The 17,757-nt window shown below is 35.5% G+C and carries 17 protein-coding genes (1 of these 17 running past the window's edge); 11 read left to right on the top strand and 6 right to left on the bottom strand.

Going from position 1 to position 17,757, the window contains the following annotated elements; genetic code table 11:
* The 3 genes in view from DCC35_RS03580 to rpmH are tightly spaced (at most 43 nt apart) and all read right to left on the bottom strand, a layout consistent with a single transcriptional unit that may run on beyond the window.
* Positions 1 to 610: the 5' portion of a S41 family peptidase gene (locus DCC35_RS03580; protein WP_137089504.1), read on the bottom strand. The gene continues 1,043 nt to the left of window position 1, outside the view; the window shows 610 of its 1,653 coding nt (coding positions 1–610); its start codon is at positions 608 to 610; the stop codon falls past the left edge of the window.
* Positions 594 to 1,004: a ribonuclease P protein component gene (locus tag DCC35_RS03575; protein ID WP_137089503.1), complete on the bottom strand. Its 411-nt coding sequence runs from the start codon at positions 1,002 to 1,004 to the stop codon at positions 594 to 596. The genes DCC35_RS03580 and DCC35_RS03575 overlap by 17 nt, the downstream gene beginning before the upstream one ends.
* A 43-nt stretch (positions 1,005 to 1,047) precedes the next feature.
* Entirely contained in the window at positions 1,048 to 1,203 is a 156-nt protein-coding gene (gene rpmH / locus DCC35_RS03570; protein WP_137089502.1) for a 50S ribosomal protein L34, read from the bottom strand.
* Positions 1,204 to 1,291: 88 nt separating this feature from the next.
* On the opposite strand from rpmH, the gene DCC35_RS03565 reads away from it, so the two are divergent.
* On the top strand, positions 1,292 to 2,998 hold the full coding sequence (locus tag DCC35_RS03565; RefSeq protein WP_175402703.1) for a M61 family metallopeptidase: 1,707 nt from the start codon (positions 1,292 to 1,294) through the stop codon (positions 2,996 to 2,998).
* 32 nt (positions 2,999 to 3,030) lie between these two features.
* On the opposite strand, the gene DCC35_RS03560 is transcribed toward DCC35_RS03565, so the two are convergent.
* Genes DCC35_RS03560 through DCC35_RS03550 form a run of 3 tightly spaced genes read right to left on the bottom strand, consistent with a single transcriptional unit; the run spans position 3,031 to position 5,683 of the window.
* Positions 3,031 to 4,032, bottom strand: coding sequence for an adenosine kinase (locus DCC35_RS03560; protein WP_137089500.1), 1,002 nt, complete (start codon positions 4,030 to 4,032; stop codon positions 3,031 to 3,033).
* A gap of 12 nt (positions 4,033 to 4,044) precedes the next feature.
* Complete coding sequence (locus tag DCC35_RS03555; RefSeq protein ID WP_137089499.1) at positions 4,045 to 5,208, bottom strand: hypothetical protein; 1,164 nt, start codon at positions 5,206 to 5,208, stop codon at positions 4,045 to 4,047.
* Between the two features lie 7 nt (positions 5,209 to 5,215).
* Positions 5,216 to 5,683 (bottom strand): hypothetical protein, encoded by a 468-nt coding sequence (locus DCC35_RS03550; protein WP_137089498.1) that lies wholly within the window; start codon positions 5,681 to 5,683, stop codon positions 5,216 to 5,218.
* A 36-nt stretch (positions 5,684 to 5,719) separates the two neighbouring features.
* Here DCC35_RS03550 and DCC35_RS03545 point away from each other — a divergent pair, with 36 nt between their 5' ends.
* The 10 genes from DCC35_RS03545 to DCC35_RS03500 all read left to right on the top strand — a co-directional run bounded on the left by DCC35_RS03545 (position 5,720) and on the right by DCC35_RS03500 (position 17,745).
* Complete coding sequence (locus DCC35_RS03545) at positions 5,720 to 5,947, top strand: hypothetical protein (protein ID WP_137089497.1); 228 nt, start codon at positions 5,720 to 5,722, stop codon at positions 5,945 to 5,947.
* Between the two features lie 342 nt (positions 5,948 to 6,289).
* A complete protein-coding gene (locus tag DCC35_RS03540) occupies positions 6,290 to 6,667 on the top strand; it encodes a response regulator (protein ID WP_137089496.1) in 378 nt (125 codons plus the stop codon).
* Positions 6,660 to 7,787: a sugar transferase gene (locus DCC35_RS03535; RefSeq protein WP_246070134.1), complete on the top strand. Its 1,128-nt coding sequence runs from the start codon at positions 6,660 to 6,662 to the stop codon at positions 7,785 to 7,787. Before DCC35_RS03540 ends, DCC35_RS03535 begins: the two co-directional genes overlap by 8 nt.
* A 7-nt stretch (positions 7,788 to 7,794) precedes the next feature.
* Positions 7,795 to 8,742: a glycosyltransferase family 2 protein gene (locus DCC35_RS03530; RefSeq protein ID WP_137089495.1), complete on the top strand. Its 948-nt coding sequence runs from the start codon at positions 7,795 to 7,797 to the stop codon at positions 8,740 to 8,742.
* 20 nt (positions 8,743 to 8,762) lie between these two features.
* A complete protein-coding gene (locus DCC35_RS21700; RefSeq protein ID WP_137089494.1) occupies positions 8,763 to 9,404 on the top strand; it encodes an acyltransferase in 642 nt (213 codons plus the stop codon).
* Positions 9,385 to 9,876, top strand: coding sequence for a hypothetical protein (locus DCC35_RS20560; RefSeq protein ID WP_175402701.1), 492 nt, complete (start codon positions 9,385 to 9,387; stop codon positions 9,874 to 9,876). The genes DCC35_RS21700 and DCC35_RS20560 overlap by 20 nt, the downstream gene beginning before the upstream one ends.
* Before the next feature lie 118 nt (positions 9,877 to 9,994).
* Positions 9,995 to 10,969 (top strand): hypothetical protein, encoded by a 975-nt coding sequence (locus DCC35_RS03515; RefSeq protein WP_137089493.1) that lies wholly within the window; start codon positions 9,995 to 9,997, stop codon positions 10,967 to 10,969.
* A 101-nt stretch (positions 10,970 to 11,070) separates the two neighbouring features.
* Positions 11,071 to 15,348, top strand: a complete 4,278-nt coding sequence (locus tag DCC35_RS03510) for a PKD domain-containing protein (protein ID WP_137089492.1) — start codon at positions 11,071 to 11,073, stop codon at positions 15,346 to 15,348.
* A complete protein-coding gene (locus DCC35_RS03505; protein ID WP_137089491.1) occupies positions 15,345 to 16,328 on the top strand; it encodes a gliding motility-associated C-terminal domain-containing protein in 984 nt (327 codons plus the stop codon). The genes DCC35_RS03510 and DCC35_RS03505 overlap by 4 nt, the downstream gene beginning before the upstream one ends.
* A gap of 4 nt (positions 16,329 to 16,332) precedes the next feature.
* Positions 16,333 to 17,745 carry a PorP/SprF family type IX secretion system membrane protein gene (locus DCC35_RS03500; RefSeq protein WP_137089490.1) on the top strand — a complete coding sequence of 471 codons (1,413 nt, stop codon included), beginning with the start codon at positions 16,333 to 16,335 and terminating at the stop codon, positions 17,743 to 17,745.
* The last annotated feature ends 12 nt before the right edge of the window (positions 17,746 to 17,757 follow it).

The following is a 17,757-nucleotide window of genomic DNA, read 5'->3' as shown; positions in this document are numbered from 1 at the left end:
CGGTAAAGTCTGTTAATTTGACATAACCAACACTGTTATCTACCATTCCGAAATATGGAACGTTTTCTACTGTGATCCTCTGCCTTTCAACTTCTATTTCAATTGGTTTATCACTTCCATATCTTTCAACTGTAAGTGTAATCATTTTACCAATTTCCCCCTTTAACAAAGTACTCACCTGATCTTGCTTTTTGTTATCAATACTAATTCCATTGACTTTGGTGATCACATCTCCGGCTTTGAGTCCGGCTTCTTTTGCGGGCGAGTTTTCAAAAGGCATTACAATAATGCTCTTGCCATCCCGATTTCCAACAATAGCCCCTATTCCACCGTACTGACCGGTGGTTTGAGTTCTGTATTCTTCTATTGCTTCTTCCGGAATATAATTAGTATAGGGATCTAAAGAAGACAACATTGCATCGATCCCAACTTTTATGGTTGTCCCCGGAGTGACTTCGTCTACGTAATAGGTATTTAGCTCCTTATATAAAGTAGCAAAAATGTCGAGGTTCTTCTGAATCTCGAAATAAGTGTTAGTTGGGGTAAATGAGAAAAACCCAATTGAAATCACCAGACAGGAAAGGAGGAAATATTTAATTTTTTTCTTCATCGTTCTGCGCATTTAAGATATTATCAGCCAGTTTTTTTTGACATCGAATCATTGAAGATTCAATGTCAGAATAATTTAACATTTTCCTGGCAGTATAAATATACGCAATATTGATCGGTCTGGATGTGGGGATGTTATAAAACTGTGGTTTATTCAGTCTATAGGCTTCCTTAATTTTTCTTTTTAGTAGGTTTCTATCTACTGCTTTAGAAAAAAGCCTCTTTGGCACTGTAAATAAGGCACAATGATCCCCTTCAGTTTTATTTTTGTTAAAACTGTAATAGACTTTGAAAGGAAAAAAATAAAAAGAGGAACCCTCGTTAAAAAGTTCCTGTATATTCTTTTTACCGCAAAGACGTTCATTCTTTGATAAAGTGTAACGTCGATCAGTCATATATCGACTAAACCTAAAATGAGCTTAGGCTCACTTTAAATCATTATTTATGAGTCTTCTCGTCTGATACGGATAACTTCTTTCTTCCTTTTGATCTTCTCTTTGCCAACACAGCTCTACCACTAGTAGATGCCATTCTAGAACGGAATCCGTGCTTGTTGGTTCTCTTTCGTCTGGACGGTTGAAATGTGCGTTTCATTGTATCTTTTTATTAATTTGGGCTGCAAAGATAAGTTTCTTTTTTATAATTACAAATGTATATTGCTTATAAAATAAAAAAACTCTACATGCAAAGATACAATATTTCCTCTGAGCAACCTCTAAACCACTGGTTAAGTATTTCATTAAAAATAAGCGACAATAGTTCAAAACATCTGAATTTGTCTTTAGCAGGCTGGAGACCCGGAAGATATGAAATGGCTGAATACGCGTCTTATATAAGAAATGTAAAAGCCTTTGATAAAGATGGAGAAGATTTATCAATTAATAAATCTGATAAAAATACCTGGGAAATAGATCATACTCCTGAAGAGTTAGAAATAAAGTATGAATTTTATGCCGCTCAGCCGGACGGTGGCGGTAGCTGGTTGACTCCTGAACTAATATATCTCAATTTTATAAATTTTGCATTTAGAGTTTCAGGATTAGAAGAAGAAGAAATTGAAGTACACCTAAACATCCCAGTATCTTTCAAAATTGCAACTAGCTTAAAGGTCACTGATAAGAGATTAATTGCAAAAAATTATTATGAATTAATAGACTCACCTCTTTTTGCTTCTGAAAAGATATCTTTTTCTGAGTATTATGTGGATGAAACAAAATTCAAAATTGCTTTTTGCGGAGAAAATTCAAATCCTGAAAACTGGAAAAATGATTTTGAAAAGTTTACCAGAGAACATCTCGACCTTTTTGGAGAATTTCCTTTTAAAGAATATACTTTCCTGATCCTGGGATTACCATTCCAGGCATACCATGGTGTCGAACATAATGTCTCGACCATAATCATATTAGGTCCGGAAAAAGAAATTGAAAGCACGAAATATAATGACCTGCTAGGCGTTAGTTCCCATGAGCTTTTCCACGCATGGAATGTTTGCCGAATCCGACCGGTAGAAATGATGCCATATGACCTTTCGAAAGAAAACTACCATAAGACCGGATACATTACTGAAGGATTTACTACATACTATGGTGATAAAATTCTTGCTACTTCTGATGTTTTTTCTACTGAACAATTTCTGGAAGAAATTAACAAAATGTGTAAACGACATTTTCAAAATGAAGGAAGAAAACACAGTTCATTAAGTGATTCTTCATTCGATCTTTGGGTAGATGGATACAGGAACAGAGCTCCGGGAAGAAAAGTATCCATTTATGTAAAAGGATGTCTTTCGGCTTTAGCGTTAGACTTATTGATCTTAAGAAATACTAAAGGTGAAAAAAGTCTTGATAATGCTGTGAGAGAATTATGGAGAGCGTTTGGCAAAACATCGTTAGGATATTCAGAAAATGATATTTTACAGATATTGAACAATGTCAATGCCAAAAATGTGTCTCAGGAATTTTATACCCTATATCACCAGACAATTCCTATAGAAAACATACTAAATCCACTTCTATCACATGTTGGATGTAAATTGAAACAACAACATTCTCAATTGCTCAACGAAAGAAAGTTCGGGTTTAGATTATCACCTGATAATTCGGGTAAAATAATTGCAATTGCGCCGGGAAGTCCTGCAGAATCGCAATTAATGATCGGTGATAAAATCATCAGTATAGAAAATAAAAGCAAAGACTTAGCTGAATATTTAAGTTCTGACAAAGATCAGGATTCACTAACCCTAAAATATGAAAGGTTCGGCATTGAATATGAGACCTCACTGACCAGCGATGGTAAAACCTATTATGATTGGTATAAAATTGAAAAAAATGATTCTGTCAGTAAAGACCAAAAAGAAATGTTTAAAAAATGGCTGAAAAAAGAATTTTAATAATAAAAGGCCGGTGTTCCCGGCCTTTATTTTTATAATTCTGTAATTTTTCTGGATACTTCTCTGGCGTGACTCATTTCAAGTCTTGGTCCCATCACAGTAACTATTTGAGAAGAAGCATATGTAGCAAATATACCAGATTGAGCAAATCCATGGTTTTGTGTTAAACCATACAAAAATGCTCCGGCAAACATATCCCCGGCACCATTTGTATTTATTGCATCAACAGGGTAAGGTTCAATATCAATATAGGTTAATCCATCATAAATGATAGCTCCGTTTTTACCCTGTGTTATTGCGAAGTTTTTAGCGAAAGGTTTAAGAGCTTCCCTGGCCTCAATAATATTATCAGTACTTGTAAAACTTAATGCTTCAGCTTCGTTACAGAAAAGCATATCAACTGGCTCGTCTAAAAGCTCCATAAAAAAATCTTTAAAACCAGCAATTATACCAGGATCAGAAAATGTAATAGCTATTTTAGTGTCATGCTTTCTTGCAAGGCTCATAGCGTGCTTGATGGCTTTCCTGCTATCTGGTCCGGTAATTAAATATCCCTCAATATAGAGGTATTCAGAATTAGCTAATGCTTCTTCATTTATTCTTGAAGAATCGTACTCGGCGGTGATGCCAAGAAATGTGTTCATCGTTCGTTCAGCATCGGGAGATATCATTACCAGGCATTTTCCGGTAATACCATCTGGTTGTTCCTGGTGATCAAGATTAGAATCTACTCCGTTCTCATTTAAATCTTCCGCGTAAAAATTACCCGTTTCATCTCCTGCCACCTTACAAGAATAATAACCTTTGCCACCAAATTGACTCAATGCAATAACAGTGTTAGCTGCAGAACCCCCGCATTGTTTTTTGGCAGGTATATTATGAAGAACATTCATCAAAAAGTTTTGTCGTTCCTCATCAACTAATGTCATTAGTCCTTTTTGAATTCCATTATCAACAAAGAAAGTATCATCAACTTCAAACTCAAAATCAACAAGGGCGTTCCCCATGCCGAATACATCGTACTTCTTAGACATAATTTTATATTATTAATTGTATGGCATCCTTTCAAATTCAGCATTCTGATCAAAAAGATACCTGTAAGTTTTATGCGTTTTTAAAATTTCTCCTCCAATTTGTTCCACAACTCGCATCATCTTAGGATTAAAGTCTCCAATCCAGTTCATTTCGGTTGTTATATATTCATACTCTTCTGAAAATGCCAATTCTGAATATGATACAGTCATAGCCGCCTCAATGCCTTTACCTTGGTGCTCTGGCACAACTCCAAATACCAAACCCAAAGATTTATCAATTATCCCTTTCCATCGGTAGTAGAGGAATTGTAATTTTTGTAAAAGACCAAATTTACCATTGAACTTTCTGAATATTTGGTTTATATCCGGTACACTTATATAAAATGAGATTGGCTCTCCTTTATAAAAACCAAAATATAATAACTTGCGATCAAGAATTGGTTTAAGCTTTTTAAATATCATTTTTGCCTGGCGAATATCCATTGGTTTCACACCGCTGTGTCCGGCCCAGGCTTTATTATATACTGTCAAAAAGTATTCCGGCACTTTATCCATTTCATCCTTATCAGGATACTTGAAAGTATAATCCGGATTATTGATATTCAGCTTGGCTTTTTTGTAAAACTTATCATCAAAGCTCTTGCCTTTAACTATTCGGTAATAAGTATATTGATTGAAATATACATTAAATCCATAATCATCAAAGAATTTTTGATAATACTTCTTATGATATAACATACCATAATTTGGAGGATAGAATCCATCTGTCAGCAAACCCCAGAACCGATCCCTGTCACCAAAATTGATCGGACCGTCCATAGCTTCCATCCCTTTTTCTTTTAGCCATTCTTTAGAAATATCAAACAACTTAAAAGCGACTTTTTCATCATCTATGCATTCAAAAAAGCCAAATCCTCCCGTTGGTTGCTTATTACCTTTTTTGGCCAGCCTGTCATTATAAAATGCTGCAACTCGTCCAACTACTTCACCATTCGATTTTAATAGAAAGCGTATTGCCTCTCCCCCTTTTAAAAGTTTATTCCTGTTCGGGTCAAAAACCTCTTCAACATCATTATTTAATGGATGAATATAATTATCATCTCCATGATATAATTTTAAAGGAAAAGAAAGCCATTCTTTAATATCATTTGCTGTTTGAACGATCTGAACATTCATTTATATCTTATTTTTCTAGTTGAAATTCTATTATCTCATCAACTGGCAATACCTTATTATATACAAACTTGCCTACCTTAATATTCCCTTTAAGACTTACTGTGATTGATTTTGAAACCAATAAACTTAATAAGCTGTTTAGTTTTCCTACTTCTTTCAAATTAATGTTCAGGATTACTGGAACCGTATTCTCACCGAACTCGATTTTAGATTTATCGGTAATTTTTAAGTTTCCTACCGTTCTATTATCCTGAAAAACATCTATATCAACATCTCTGATATTCCATGAAATCTTTTCTTCACTCATCAGTATTACATCACCGGTTAATCTTGCCGATTCAGAATTGATTTCCTCAACAACAATATTTTCAATCCCGGTATATTCTGGAGGAACAGGCTCATTACAAGAGGAGAATATGATTCCTATGAATAAAAAGCTGATCCGTACATGCAACCTTAAAGAGTATTTATTCATCGTTATTGTAGAAGTTTGAAAAATAAAGTTGTAAAGATGCAAATAAAAAATGGGTTTACGACAAAAAGAAAAATAGGTGGAGTTATTTTTCATTTATATAGAGATGCTGCTGATTTTTATGATCATCAATTATTTAATATCAGTAACAATAATAATATTGGAGATGAAGATCTTGCAGAAGAATTGTTGATCGATATCAATCCGTCTAATCCGTTGATCAGCATCAAGAATATCAGAAAAGCACTTTCCCTCGTTAAAAATTAAATTTTCGAAATTTCCTCCCTTTATAAGGTCTGAATAATATCATATTCTTATCACTAAGTGCCTAAAATAGATTTATTCAATTTTATTCTATAAATAATAACATTCATTACCGAAGATTTATATTTATTCCTCAAATTATTACAATTTACTAATCGGTAATACAAGGTTGTTTTATAATTATTTTGAAATAATTTTGCATTATGCTTAGTTTTTGTCTGGCCTTTTTTATATTTTTAACATCCGATCAATTATAAGACAGGCTAAAAATTTAACTATTTATTGTTTTAGAAGAATTAGACTTTAGGCAAACAGAGAATTTTTTATGAATAGCAATAAGAAAAAATACTTGTAATTGACGACGATAAAAGTATATGCTGGTTGTTGGAAAAGCTGTTGGGTAAAGATTTTGATGTTTTCACGCAAACGAGTGGGCTTAAAGCCCTGAAATGGCTGAATACAGGCAATAAGCCCGATTTGATTATTTCTGACGTCAATATGCCGCAATTGAGCGGAGGGGTCTTTGTAGAGAACTTGAAAAAAAGTGGACTATTCAAAGAAATCCCTGTTGTGATGTTATCAGGTTATGATAATGAAAAAGAAAAGGAAAAAGCTTTGGCAGCCGGAGCCATTAGCTTCTATCAAAAACCTTTTAATCCGGAAGTATTTATTAAAGAAATTCACGAGCTAACTGGTAATAATAAAATAGGCAACTATGCATAGTTTTACTATTAATGATTCTTTAACTAATCAGACTTTACCCTCAAACGAATCATTTATAAGTCCTAAGACAAAAAAAAGGAATATAATCTTATACATAGGATTTAATGGTATTGCTATTTGCCAGCAAATGGTGAATTATGCTTATGACGGTTTGGCTCTAAATGAACCTTCAAAAGCATTTAAATGGTTGGAGGAGCAATTGATTCAGGGCCATAAATTACCAACTGCTATAATATGTGATGCTGATTTACCTGATGATGCTGCCTTTTCCCTATTTAATCGCCTAAAAGTAAATAACTACTTCAAGCACCTTCCATTTATTCTTTTATCATCAGAACCTAATGACAAAGATAAAGAAAAGGCTCTTAAATTTGGAGTAGACGATTATTACGACTCAGAAGTAAAAGTTGAAGATCTCGTTTATCGCATCCAGTTTCTCAAAGAATATAAATCTCTTTTATTAGAAACCGAAGAAGAAAAGGGTTCAATCACTTTTCATAAAAAACCTAATATTCCATTAGGTAAGCGCTCTTTTGATATTTTAGTTTCCGGATTTATAATTCTAATGATCAGCCCAATACTATTTCTGGTTGCCTTAATTATTAAACTCGAATCTAAAGGACCTATATTTTATATATCCAAAAGAGCAGGATCCGGCTATCAGATTTTTGATTTTTACAAATTCAGATCTATGAGGGTTGGAGCTGATAAAGAACTTGAAAAATTAAAGCACCTAAACCAATATAATGACGGAGGATCGTTTGTTAAAATTAGTAATGATCCCAGAATTACAAAATTTGGTAAGTTTTTGAGGAACTCAAGTTTAGATGAGCTTCCTCAGTTATTTAATGTATTGAAAGGAGACATGTCATTAGTTGGTAACAGACCGTTGCCACTCTATGAAGCAGAGCAATTGACAATAGATATTTGGGCAAAGCGATTTGACGCTCCTGCCGGAATTACCGGCCTTTGGCAGGTGACCAAAAGGGGAAAAGCTGATATGTCTGAAAAAGAACGGATGCTTCTTGATGTTGCCTATGCAAAAAAATCTTCTTTACTTTTTGATATTGGTATTATGTTAAAAACTATACCAGCGTTACTGCAAAAAGATAACGTCTAATTTTTTTATGCGAAATTTTCCTAAAGTCAGTATTATCACGGTCAATTACAATCAGGAATTGATGACACGTGAATTTCTTGATTATATTAGAGGACTCACTTATCCTAATCTCGAGACTATTGTTGTCGACAATGGAAGTGACCCAAAATTATCAAATTCAATCAAGGTTGATTATCCTGAAATTATATTTTTGAACAGCGATGAAAATCTCGGTTTTGCAGGAGGCAATAACCTGGGTATTTCCAAAGCTTCAGGGGAATTTATCCTATTGTTAAATAATGATACAGTTTTAAAACCCGGATTTTTAGAACCACTAATCAATAATGCCACTTCGATCGCTAATCTCGGAATGGCGACTCCCAAGATAAAATTTCAGGAAGGGGATAACTTAATTCAATATGCAGGAGCAACTGCTATCCATCCCCTTACAGGTCGTGGCAGATCAATCGGTCATCTGGAAAAAGATGAAGGGCAATACGATACCATATATGAAACTAACCTTGCACATGGATGCGCATTGTTGATCCCAAAAAAGGTTGTAGATGATATAGGTTTAATGCCGGAAATCTTCTTTTTGTACTATGAAGAACATGATTGGTGTGAAAAGGCAAAAAGAAAGGGCTATAAAATATTCTATATTGGATTATCTGAAGTTACTCATAAGGAATCTGTCACTGTAGGTAAAGGAAATCCACTCAAAACTTATTATCTTACACGTAACCGGTTATTGTTCATGAGAAGGAATAATCATGGGTGGCGTTGGATCTTCGGAGCTTCGTTTTTCTTATTTATAGCACTGCCAAAAAACCTTATACAGGAACTTTCAAAATTTGAATTTAAACATGCAAATGCAATAGTTAAAGGAGCGGTTAAAGGGCTATTTATGAAAAAAACTCATCCTACCGATCATTTAAAACCAGAAACAACCAACAACCAATTAATTAAACAACTTTGATCATTTGAAACAGGCCTCAAATGTGGGAAAATATATCCGAAATACTAAAAAGTAAAGAAAATGAGCTAAGAAAGGAATACCCTGATAAGTCAAATATCTCGATCAAATTAAAACTTGCAGGTTATTTCTTAAGCGGCATCTATCGCTCTGTTATGGCTTCTTATTATTTAAGAAAATGCGCTACAGGGCGGTTAGTGTCAGTCAATGGCAAACCTAAAATTAAAAACAAAGGTTCAATAATTTTAGGTGATAGAGTTCGTGTATGGTCAGTTATTGAAACTGCCAAAATATTCGTTCATAATAATGCTAAACTCATTGTTGGACAAAATTCAAGAATTAATGGCTGTCACATTTCTGTCACTGGATTAGTTGAAATAGGAGAAAATGTAAGAATTTCTCCTTATGTTTTAATATTAGATGATGATTTTCACGATATCCGTAACCACTTCGAAAAAGGTCTTCAATTACCGGTAATAATTGAAGACGATGTTTGGATAGCCAGTAAAGCAATTATTCTCAAGGGTGTAAGAATAGGAAAAGGGGCAGTAATTGCTGCCGGTGCAGTTGTTACTAAAGATGTTCCTCCTTTCACTGTTGCTGCTGGTGTTCCTGCAAAGATCATTAAACACATCAAAAATAAGCATGATGAAGTTTTTAGTTAATTTCTTATTCATAGTGCTGAATGTCAGTGTTTATGGACAAGAATTAAAATTTGATAAATTTAATTTTGTCACCGACTCCATAAACTATGAATTAAAATATGCTTACAATCAACCCACAATAGAAAAGCCTCCTCTACTAATTTATTTACATGGCGTCGAGGGTAGAGGCAATGATATCAACAAAGCGCTATCAAATAGCCCTTTCGTTTTAGGTGAAAAATTAAAAATTCAGGATGAGTTTATGATAATTACTCCTCAGACCTATAGACCAATCGACTGGCATGAGGATGTAGTTGATGCGTTAATTTCACACCTGGTTAAAACTAAAAAATTTGATAAACAAAAGATCTTTCTCACAGGAATTAGCATGGGGGAAATGGTGTTTTCAAATACATCACAAAACATCCGAATAAAGTTTCTGCAGCTGCTCCTATTGCAGGATGGGGAGATCCTAAACAAGCATGTAAATTAAAAGAATTGCCCATTTTTGCATTTCATGGAGAACTAGACCATAAAAAAGGCAGAAATACCGGTTCAGAAAACATGGTTAACGCCATTAAAGCCTGTAAAGGAAAGGCTCAGCTTTTTTATTGGAAAACACCGGTCATGATGCGTGGAGCCAAACATATTCGTCCGAAAAATTTTACTCACTCCTATTAAACAGCGAAAAACCATTTAGGAAGTTTGAAGAAAATATCGAAATAAAAAATAATGTTGAAAACTCAGCAGATAACGTACTAAACTATCATAAAATAACTGATCTGCATTCTCATTTGGATGAAAATTCAGGATTAGTTGCAATTAGTCAAAATGAATTTTGGACAATAACAGATAGTGGCAACCCACCCTATTTATATAGTTTTGATACAACAGGAAAAATCATCGATTTTTATAAGATTACCGGGGCATCTAATAATGACTGGGAGGAATTAGCATTTGATGGATCTCACTTTTTCATCTGTGATATCGGAAACAATAAAAATTTGAGGAAGAATTTTCAAATCTATAAAATCAATTATCGATTTGACAGAAACTTAAGACGTGTTCCTTCTGAATTAATTTCATTTATCGTCCCCGATCAAAATGCTTTTCCCCCTGAAAAAGACGAAATGAATTATGATATGGAGGCAGTAATACCTTTGGGAGATAGTCTTTATATTTTTACAAAAAACAGAACAGAGCCTTATACTGGTATAGTAAACTATTATTCATTACCTAAGACTGCCGGAAATCATACTGCTAAGTTTTTAGGTTCCTTTTCTATTGGTGAGGGCAAGATGCTTGAAACATTTATTACAGGAGCTACTTATCTTGAAAATAGCAATATTCTATTACTCCTTTCTTATGCTAACTTATATGTTATTTCTGGTTGGAATGGTGGACCAATAAATGAAGATATGGTAACAAAATTACCTTGGAAAAGCTTTAGCCAGAAAGAAGGTATTTCTTATTTAAATGACAAAGTCTACTTTACTGATGAAAAGTACAAAGGGCTACTGGGAGGAACTTTAAATAGTCTTCCTCTAACTGATATTTTAAAGAATGCTAAAAGAATTATTAAATAAAGTGTTGGAATAATTAAACTTAATTTGGCTTTAATTAATAATTAATATTCACTATTTTAGAAGCGGGTTAAGCAATAATCCTTAAATACCGGCTATAAATCATGTTAACCAATACCAACTGTAATGCAAAGGCACTATTTTGTCTTTTGTTAATATATTTGTGTACCACAGCAAAAGCTCAAACCTCACCAGCTGATAGGCAAACCGCACAATCCTGGACTTCGCAGGTAGTGGCTCCCGGAGAATCTTTCGGATATTGGGAATATTTACCGGAAGATTATAACGATGCAGGCAAAACTTTTCCAATTGTTTTATTTCTACATGGAGTAGGTGAAAAAGGTACTGATTTAAATAGGGTCCTTGTAGCTGGTCCTCCCAGATTAATCAGAAATGGAAAAAACTTCCCCTTCATATGTATTTCACCTCAGGCTAGATACCCATGGGATTGGACCCCTTTATTTGTGGATGAGTTGCTTAACTGGATGATCAATAATTATAAAGTTGACAAGAGCAGGGTTTATGTCACCGGATTAAGTATGGGAGGAAACGGTACCTGGGATTATGCCGCGTATGGAAATCATTCTAGTAAGCTGGCTGCTATTGTACCAATTGCCGGCTGGTTAACCGGAGATGGTTGTAACTTGCAAAGTCTGCCAACTTGGGCATTTACAGGAGAGTATGATGGACCAGGATCACCAAATACCGGGACGGAAAAAGGAATTGCAAGGATCTATAATTGCGGTACACCCAATCCTGAACCCCTTTTAACTGTGTATGAAGGTCGTGGGCATGATGCATGGACACCAGCATATAATGATGATAATATGTGGGCCTGGTTATTAGCCCAAAGACTTGGAAGTCCTCCTAATTCGCCTCCAAAAGTAAATTTAGGGAACGATCGTACGATTACATTACCGACTAATAGCGTCACTATCAATGCAAATGCTTCAGATCCCGATGGAAGAGTCACAACTTACCTTTGGACTAAAGTTAGTGGACCAAATGCTTTACTGGAAGGTGTTAATACTGCTACATTAACAGCTAAGCAGTTAGTCGAAGGTCAATATACTTTTAGATGTAAAGTTACTGATGATAAAGGAGCTTCTGCTTCCGATGAAATCATTATAACTGTAATATCTGAAGAGGTTAACAAGCCACCAACTGCAAATGCCGGTCCTGACATCAATTTAAATCTGCCGGCAGAAAATATTATAATTGAAGGTTCTGGAAGTGATCCTGACGGAACTATCGTTTCTTACCAGTGGGATAAAATTTCTGGTCCGAATATAACATTAACAGGTCAGGATAAACCCAAATTATCCCTGACAAATCTGGTGGCTGGAAATTTTGAATTCAGACTCACGGTAACCGATAATGATGGTGCTACAGCTAGTGACAGGGTTTTAGTTACTATAAATGAAGAACAAATAAATCAAAAGCCATCTGCCAATGCAGGACCAGACAAGGAGGTATCTTTACCAACTAATACAGTGACATTATATGGACAAGGTTCAGATCCTGATGGTAGAATTGTTTCATTTGAATGGCAAAAAATATCAGGTCCATCTGCTACCCTCATTAACGTATCAAGTCCAAACCTGACTGTTGAAGATATGGTTGAGGGAATTTATGAGTTTAATCTTATTGTAACAGATAATGATGGAGCCTCAGCTAGTGATAAAGCAATAATCATTGTTTCCAGTTCAAATCAAAACCCTGTGGTGAATGCAGGCCAGGATAAAACCGTAACTTTACCAACAAATACGGTTGTCTTAAATGCCACTGCCTCTGATAATGATGGTTCGATTGTAAGTTATTTCTGGGGTCAGATCGAAGGTCCAAATACTGTAGGCCTTGCAAATTACGAAACATCAGAAGTAACAGTAAATAATCTTATCGCCGGTACTTATTCTTTTAGAGTAGTGGTGGAAGATGATCAAGGGGCTACAGCCTCTGACGTGGTAAATGTAGTGGTGAAAAATCCTCCCACTAATTCACCACCTGATGTTGATGCCGGACCTGATCTTCAGGTTCAGCTACCGGATAATAACATAAACATTGATGCCACAATAAATGATCCTGACGGTGAAATAGCCTCAATTTCCTGGAGAAAAATTTCAGGCCCATCAGCAACAATTAATGGTGCAAATACCTCATCACTGATATTGACTAACCTTGTGGAAGGATCTTATGAATTTGAGGTAAATGTTATTGATGATATGGGTGCTGAAGCATCTGACAGAGTTAAAGTAACTGTTTACCCTGAAGAAACAAATAAAGTTCCTACTGTAAACGCAGGTGCTGATATATTCAGAACCTTGCCAAATAATACTGCATCCCTGACCGCAAATGCGACTGATCCTGATGGAGAAATAGTTTCATATTCCTGGGCAAAAATTGAAGGCCCATCAGTTACGATCTCAGGACAAAACACTTCAACTCTGGAATTAAGTGATTTGATTGAAGGGATATATACATTTGAAGTTTCAGTAGAAGACAACAGTGGAGCCACTGCTACTGATCGTGTAAGGGTAACGGTAAGTGCTGCAAACATCCCTCCTTTTGTAAATATTGGAAATGACAGATCAATAACATTGCCTTTAGATAGTTTAACATTCACCCCCAGTACCAGGGATGATGATGGAACTATTGAAAACTACCAATGGGTGAAAATCTCAGGACCATCTGCAACACTAGTAAATCCTACTGCAAAAAACCTTAAAGTTACCAACCTGCTTGAAGGTACATATACTTTCTCATTGACGGTAACAGATAATGATGATGCACAGAGTACTGATGAAGTGATCGTTACTGTTTTACCGGAAATAGCTAATATCCGGCCAACAGTTTCTACTGAAAATAATAAGATCATCTATCTACCGACAAACAGTACGACGATCAATAGTAATGCCCGTGATGAAGATGGTAATATCATATCTTACTTTTGGGCAAAAGTTTCAGGGCCTCAAGCATCACTTCGAAATATAAATCAATCAACTGTAACAGTCGAAAATCTGGTTGAAGGAACTTATCGATTTAGAGTAACAGTTGCAGATAATGATGGAGCCACAGCTTCTGATGATATAATTATTGAAGTTAAAGCAGAAAATAAAACTCCGGTAGCTAATGCAGGCCCGGATCAAACAATCAAATTACCAACCAACAGAATCGTAATTAATGGTTCAGGTAATGATGCCGATGGATCAATTGTTAGTTATCAATGGACGAAAGTCTCTGGCCCCACATTTGAATTTAGAAATCAAAATTCAGCTTCGGTCACTTTAACTAACCTTGTGGAAGGCACCTATGTAATTCGATTAACGGTTACCGACAATCTTGGCGCAGAAGATTCAGACAATGTCAGAATTGAAGTTTTACCTGCAGAGGTAAACGAGGCTCCGACTGTAAATGCAGGAAGTAACAGAACAATAACCTTACCTCAAAATAGTATCGTTTTAAATGCTACAGCTTCTGATAATGATGGTGAAATTACAAATTATTTATGGCAGAAAGTTTCAGGACCTGCAGCAAATTTAAATGGAACAGGTAGAGCAAGACTGGAAGTATCAAATATGGTAGAGGGTAAATATACATTTAGAATTTCCGTAACTGACGATGATGGTGCGGAAGCCTCTGATAATGTAATTGTTACTGTAAACCCTGAAAATACCAATCAAACACCGGTCGCAAATGCTGGCCCGAATAAAACAATCACGCTTCCAGTAAATACAGTAACCATTTCAGGTTCGGGAAATGATCCCGATGGCACCATCTCTTCTTATCGATGGAGCAAAATTAGTGGTCCTTCTGCAACACTCAATAATGCGAATTCAGCGACATTGACTGTTACAGATATGCTGGAAGGAGATTATACTTTTAGGTTACAAGTCACAGATGATGATGGAGCTTCTTCTACTGATCAAATGAAAGTGATTGTCCTTCCTGAGGAAGTCAACCAACCTCCTGTCATTACTTTAGAAGAAAATAGAACTATATATTTACCTGAAACTACTATCCAATTATCAGCAAATGCTACAGATAATGATGGCAGTATTGTTACAAGAGTATGGACTCAAATATCAGGACCTGCGACAACTAGTTTAGAAAATGATTCTACCAATACTGTGACGATTTCTGACCTTGTTGAAGGAGAATTTGTTTTCAATTTTAAGGTCGTGGATGATGATGGTGCTGAAGATAATGCTCAGATCACTGTTACGGTTCTATTGGAATTAGCTAATAAACCACCAAATGTAAATGCTGGAGAAGATATCTCAATTAAGCTTCCTCAAAATTCCATAGAATTATCAGGTTCCGCAACAGATGAAGATGGAGAGGTTAGTTTCGTATCCTGGGAAAAATTAGTGGTCCTTTTGTGACAATTTCAGAGCCTGATCAACTAAATCCTACTATATCCGACCTTGAAGAAGGAACTTATATACTGGAGTTAACTGCAACTGATGATGATGGAGATAAAGCTTCTGACAGAATAAATATTAGCGTATTATCCGAATCAATAAATCTACCACCCAGGGTCGATGCCGGAAAAGACCAATACTTTGTCGTTCCGGTATCACAAATAGTAATAAATGGTATCGTTGAAGACGATGGCGTTATAGATCTGATTAATTGGGAACAAACCGCTGGACCAGAAGTTACCCTAGATGGTATAAACACCGAAACTCTAAATATTACAAACGTAGTACCCGGCAATTATAATTTCACTTTAGTTGCTGTAGATGCAGAAGGATCAACCGGGACAGATGCTGTAGCAATTACAGTTCTTGCCGAAGGAGAAAAAATACCCCCAATTATAGATGCCGGACCTGATACCACAATAATTTTCCCTCAGAGAAATATTGATATTATTGGTACAGCTTTCGATCCGGTAAATGAAGATGAAATAATCAGCTTTAGCTGGAGGCAAATATCCGGTCCTCCTACTACAATTCTTTATCCGGATTCCTCCGTATTACATTTGGAACAGCTCCTGGCAGGAGAATATGTTTTTGAGTTGAGCGCAGCAAATGAAGATGGAATGGTCAGTAAAGATGAAGTTATCATCAATGTTTATGCAAGTGAATATGAAGGAATTAAGGCGCCAGATTATTTTTCTCCGAACAATGATGGCATAGCTGATTTTTGGGTTTTAGAAAATTACGAAAATTTATCAAATGATCTCTTACTTATTATTTTTGATAAAGCAGGAGACATAGTTTACGAGGCAGATAACTACCAGAATAACTGGAATGGCACGGCAAACGGAGGTGGACGACAATTGCCGGAAGGAGTTTACTTTTTCACCATAAGTGTTAATGGAACTGTTGTAAAAACAGGTAGTGTAACTCTATTAAGATAATCACATGATCAAGAAAATAAGTTTTATAATAGTCATAATAGTTGCTCTTTCTCTAAACCAAACAGAGCTTAAAGCTCAAGACTACCCGGTATCTTCCAGTTGGTTATTTAATCCGATGTATTATAATTCGGGCTACCTGGGGATGGGTGGGATGACTGAATTAAATATATTTTACCGTCAGCAATGGCAGGAAATAGAAGGAGCACCAAGAGTATTATATGGTAATATTCAGATTCCAGTAAATAAACAGATCACAATAGGAGGAGAAGGCATTTTTGAAGAGATTGGTTTATTAAGATCTACTTCTTTACGCGGTGGAGCCTCATATCATCTACAAATGGGGACTAATCAATGGATCAATTTTGGAATAATGATGGGTGCCGGAAAAGAAAATGTAATGGCTTCTAATACTGGAAATATCAATGATCCTGTTTTTACTCCCGGAATAGACAATACATGGTATATGAGTGCAACAGCAGGTATTGTATATTTCAACAGGTTTCTTGAATTGGGAATTAGTGCACCACAATTAATAGAAAGAGACTATGCATATGAAGGCTCGAGAGATCCGGTCTCTTTTGGTGGAGTAAATTACTTTACCTCCCAGGCTGCTGTAGTTTTAGAATTAGATAGGAAATCAAACTTCACTAACAAAACAGGCATCCTTTATAGACACAGACCTGAAGTTTTGGGAGATAGTTGGGAAGTATTTACAAGTTTCACGTTTTATGATGTGATTTCAGCTGGAGCTGGATACAGAAATAATTTCGGCCCTTTAGTACATATATCTATTCAACTTAAAAAGAGAGCGCGATTTTCCTATCACTATGATTTTCCTACAAACAATATTGAGGGATTTAATAATGGTTCACAAGAATTTAACCTTAATATTGGCTTAACAGATCAGAATTACTATTACAAGGAAGACCCTGAAGTTTCTCCTGTGGTAGCTATAACAGAAACTGAAGATGAAGCTGTAGCTTTTGAAGAGGACGTTACAGTAATTGAAGAAGATCCTGAAGAAAATATAGAGCCGGAGATTACCGAAGAAATTGTTGCAGTAGAAGAATTAGAAGATACAACAAACACTAATGAACCGGAATTTATTGATGAACCAGAAAATACAGAACCTGTTATTACCCCTGACGAAGCGGTGGCTAATAAATATAAAATGAACAAGGGCCATTATATAGTTGTAGGTTCTTTTGAAATAGAAAATAATGCCATAGGATATACGAAAGAGTTGAATGACGCAGGAATTAAAACGATGATGGGCTACAGGCCTGAAGCCGGCCTCTATTATACGTATGTTTTTTATTCGGAAGAGAATATTAATAAGGCATTAAAGAAGGTCTATCAAATTCGCAAAATAAACAGAGACGATTTTAAAAAGGCCTGGATTTTAACTATTCGATAGTTTACCATATAC

It is taken from the genome of Mangrovivirga cuniculi (genome assembly GCF_005166025.1).
In the GTDB taxonomy this organism is placed as follows: Bacteria; Bacteroidota; Bacteroidia; order Cytophagales; family Cyclobacteriaceae; genus Mangrovivirga; species Mangrovivirga cuniculi.
The sequence above is the reverse complement of the archived record's forward strand: the minus strand, read 5'-3'. Positions and strand labels throughout refer to the sequence as shown.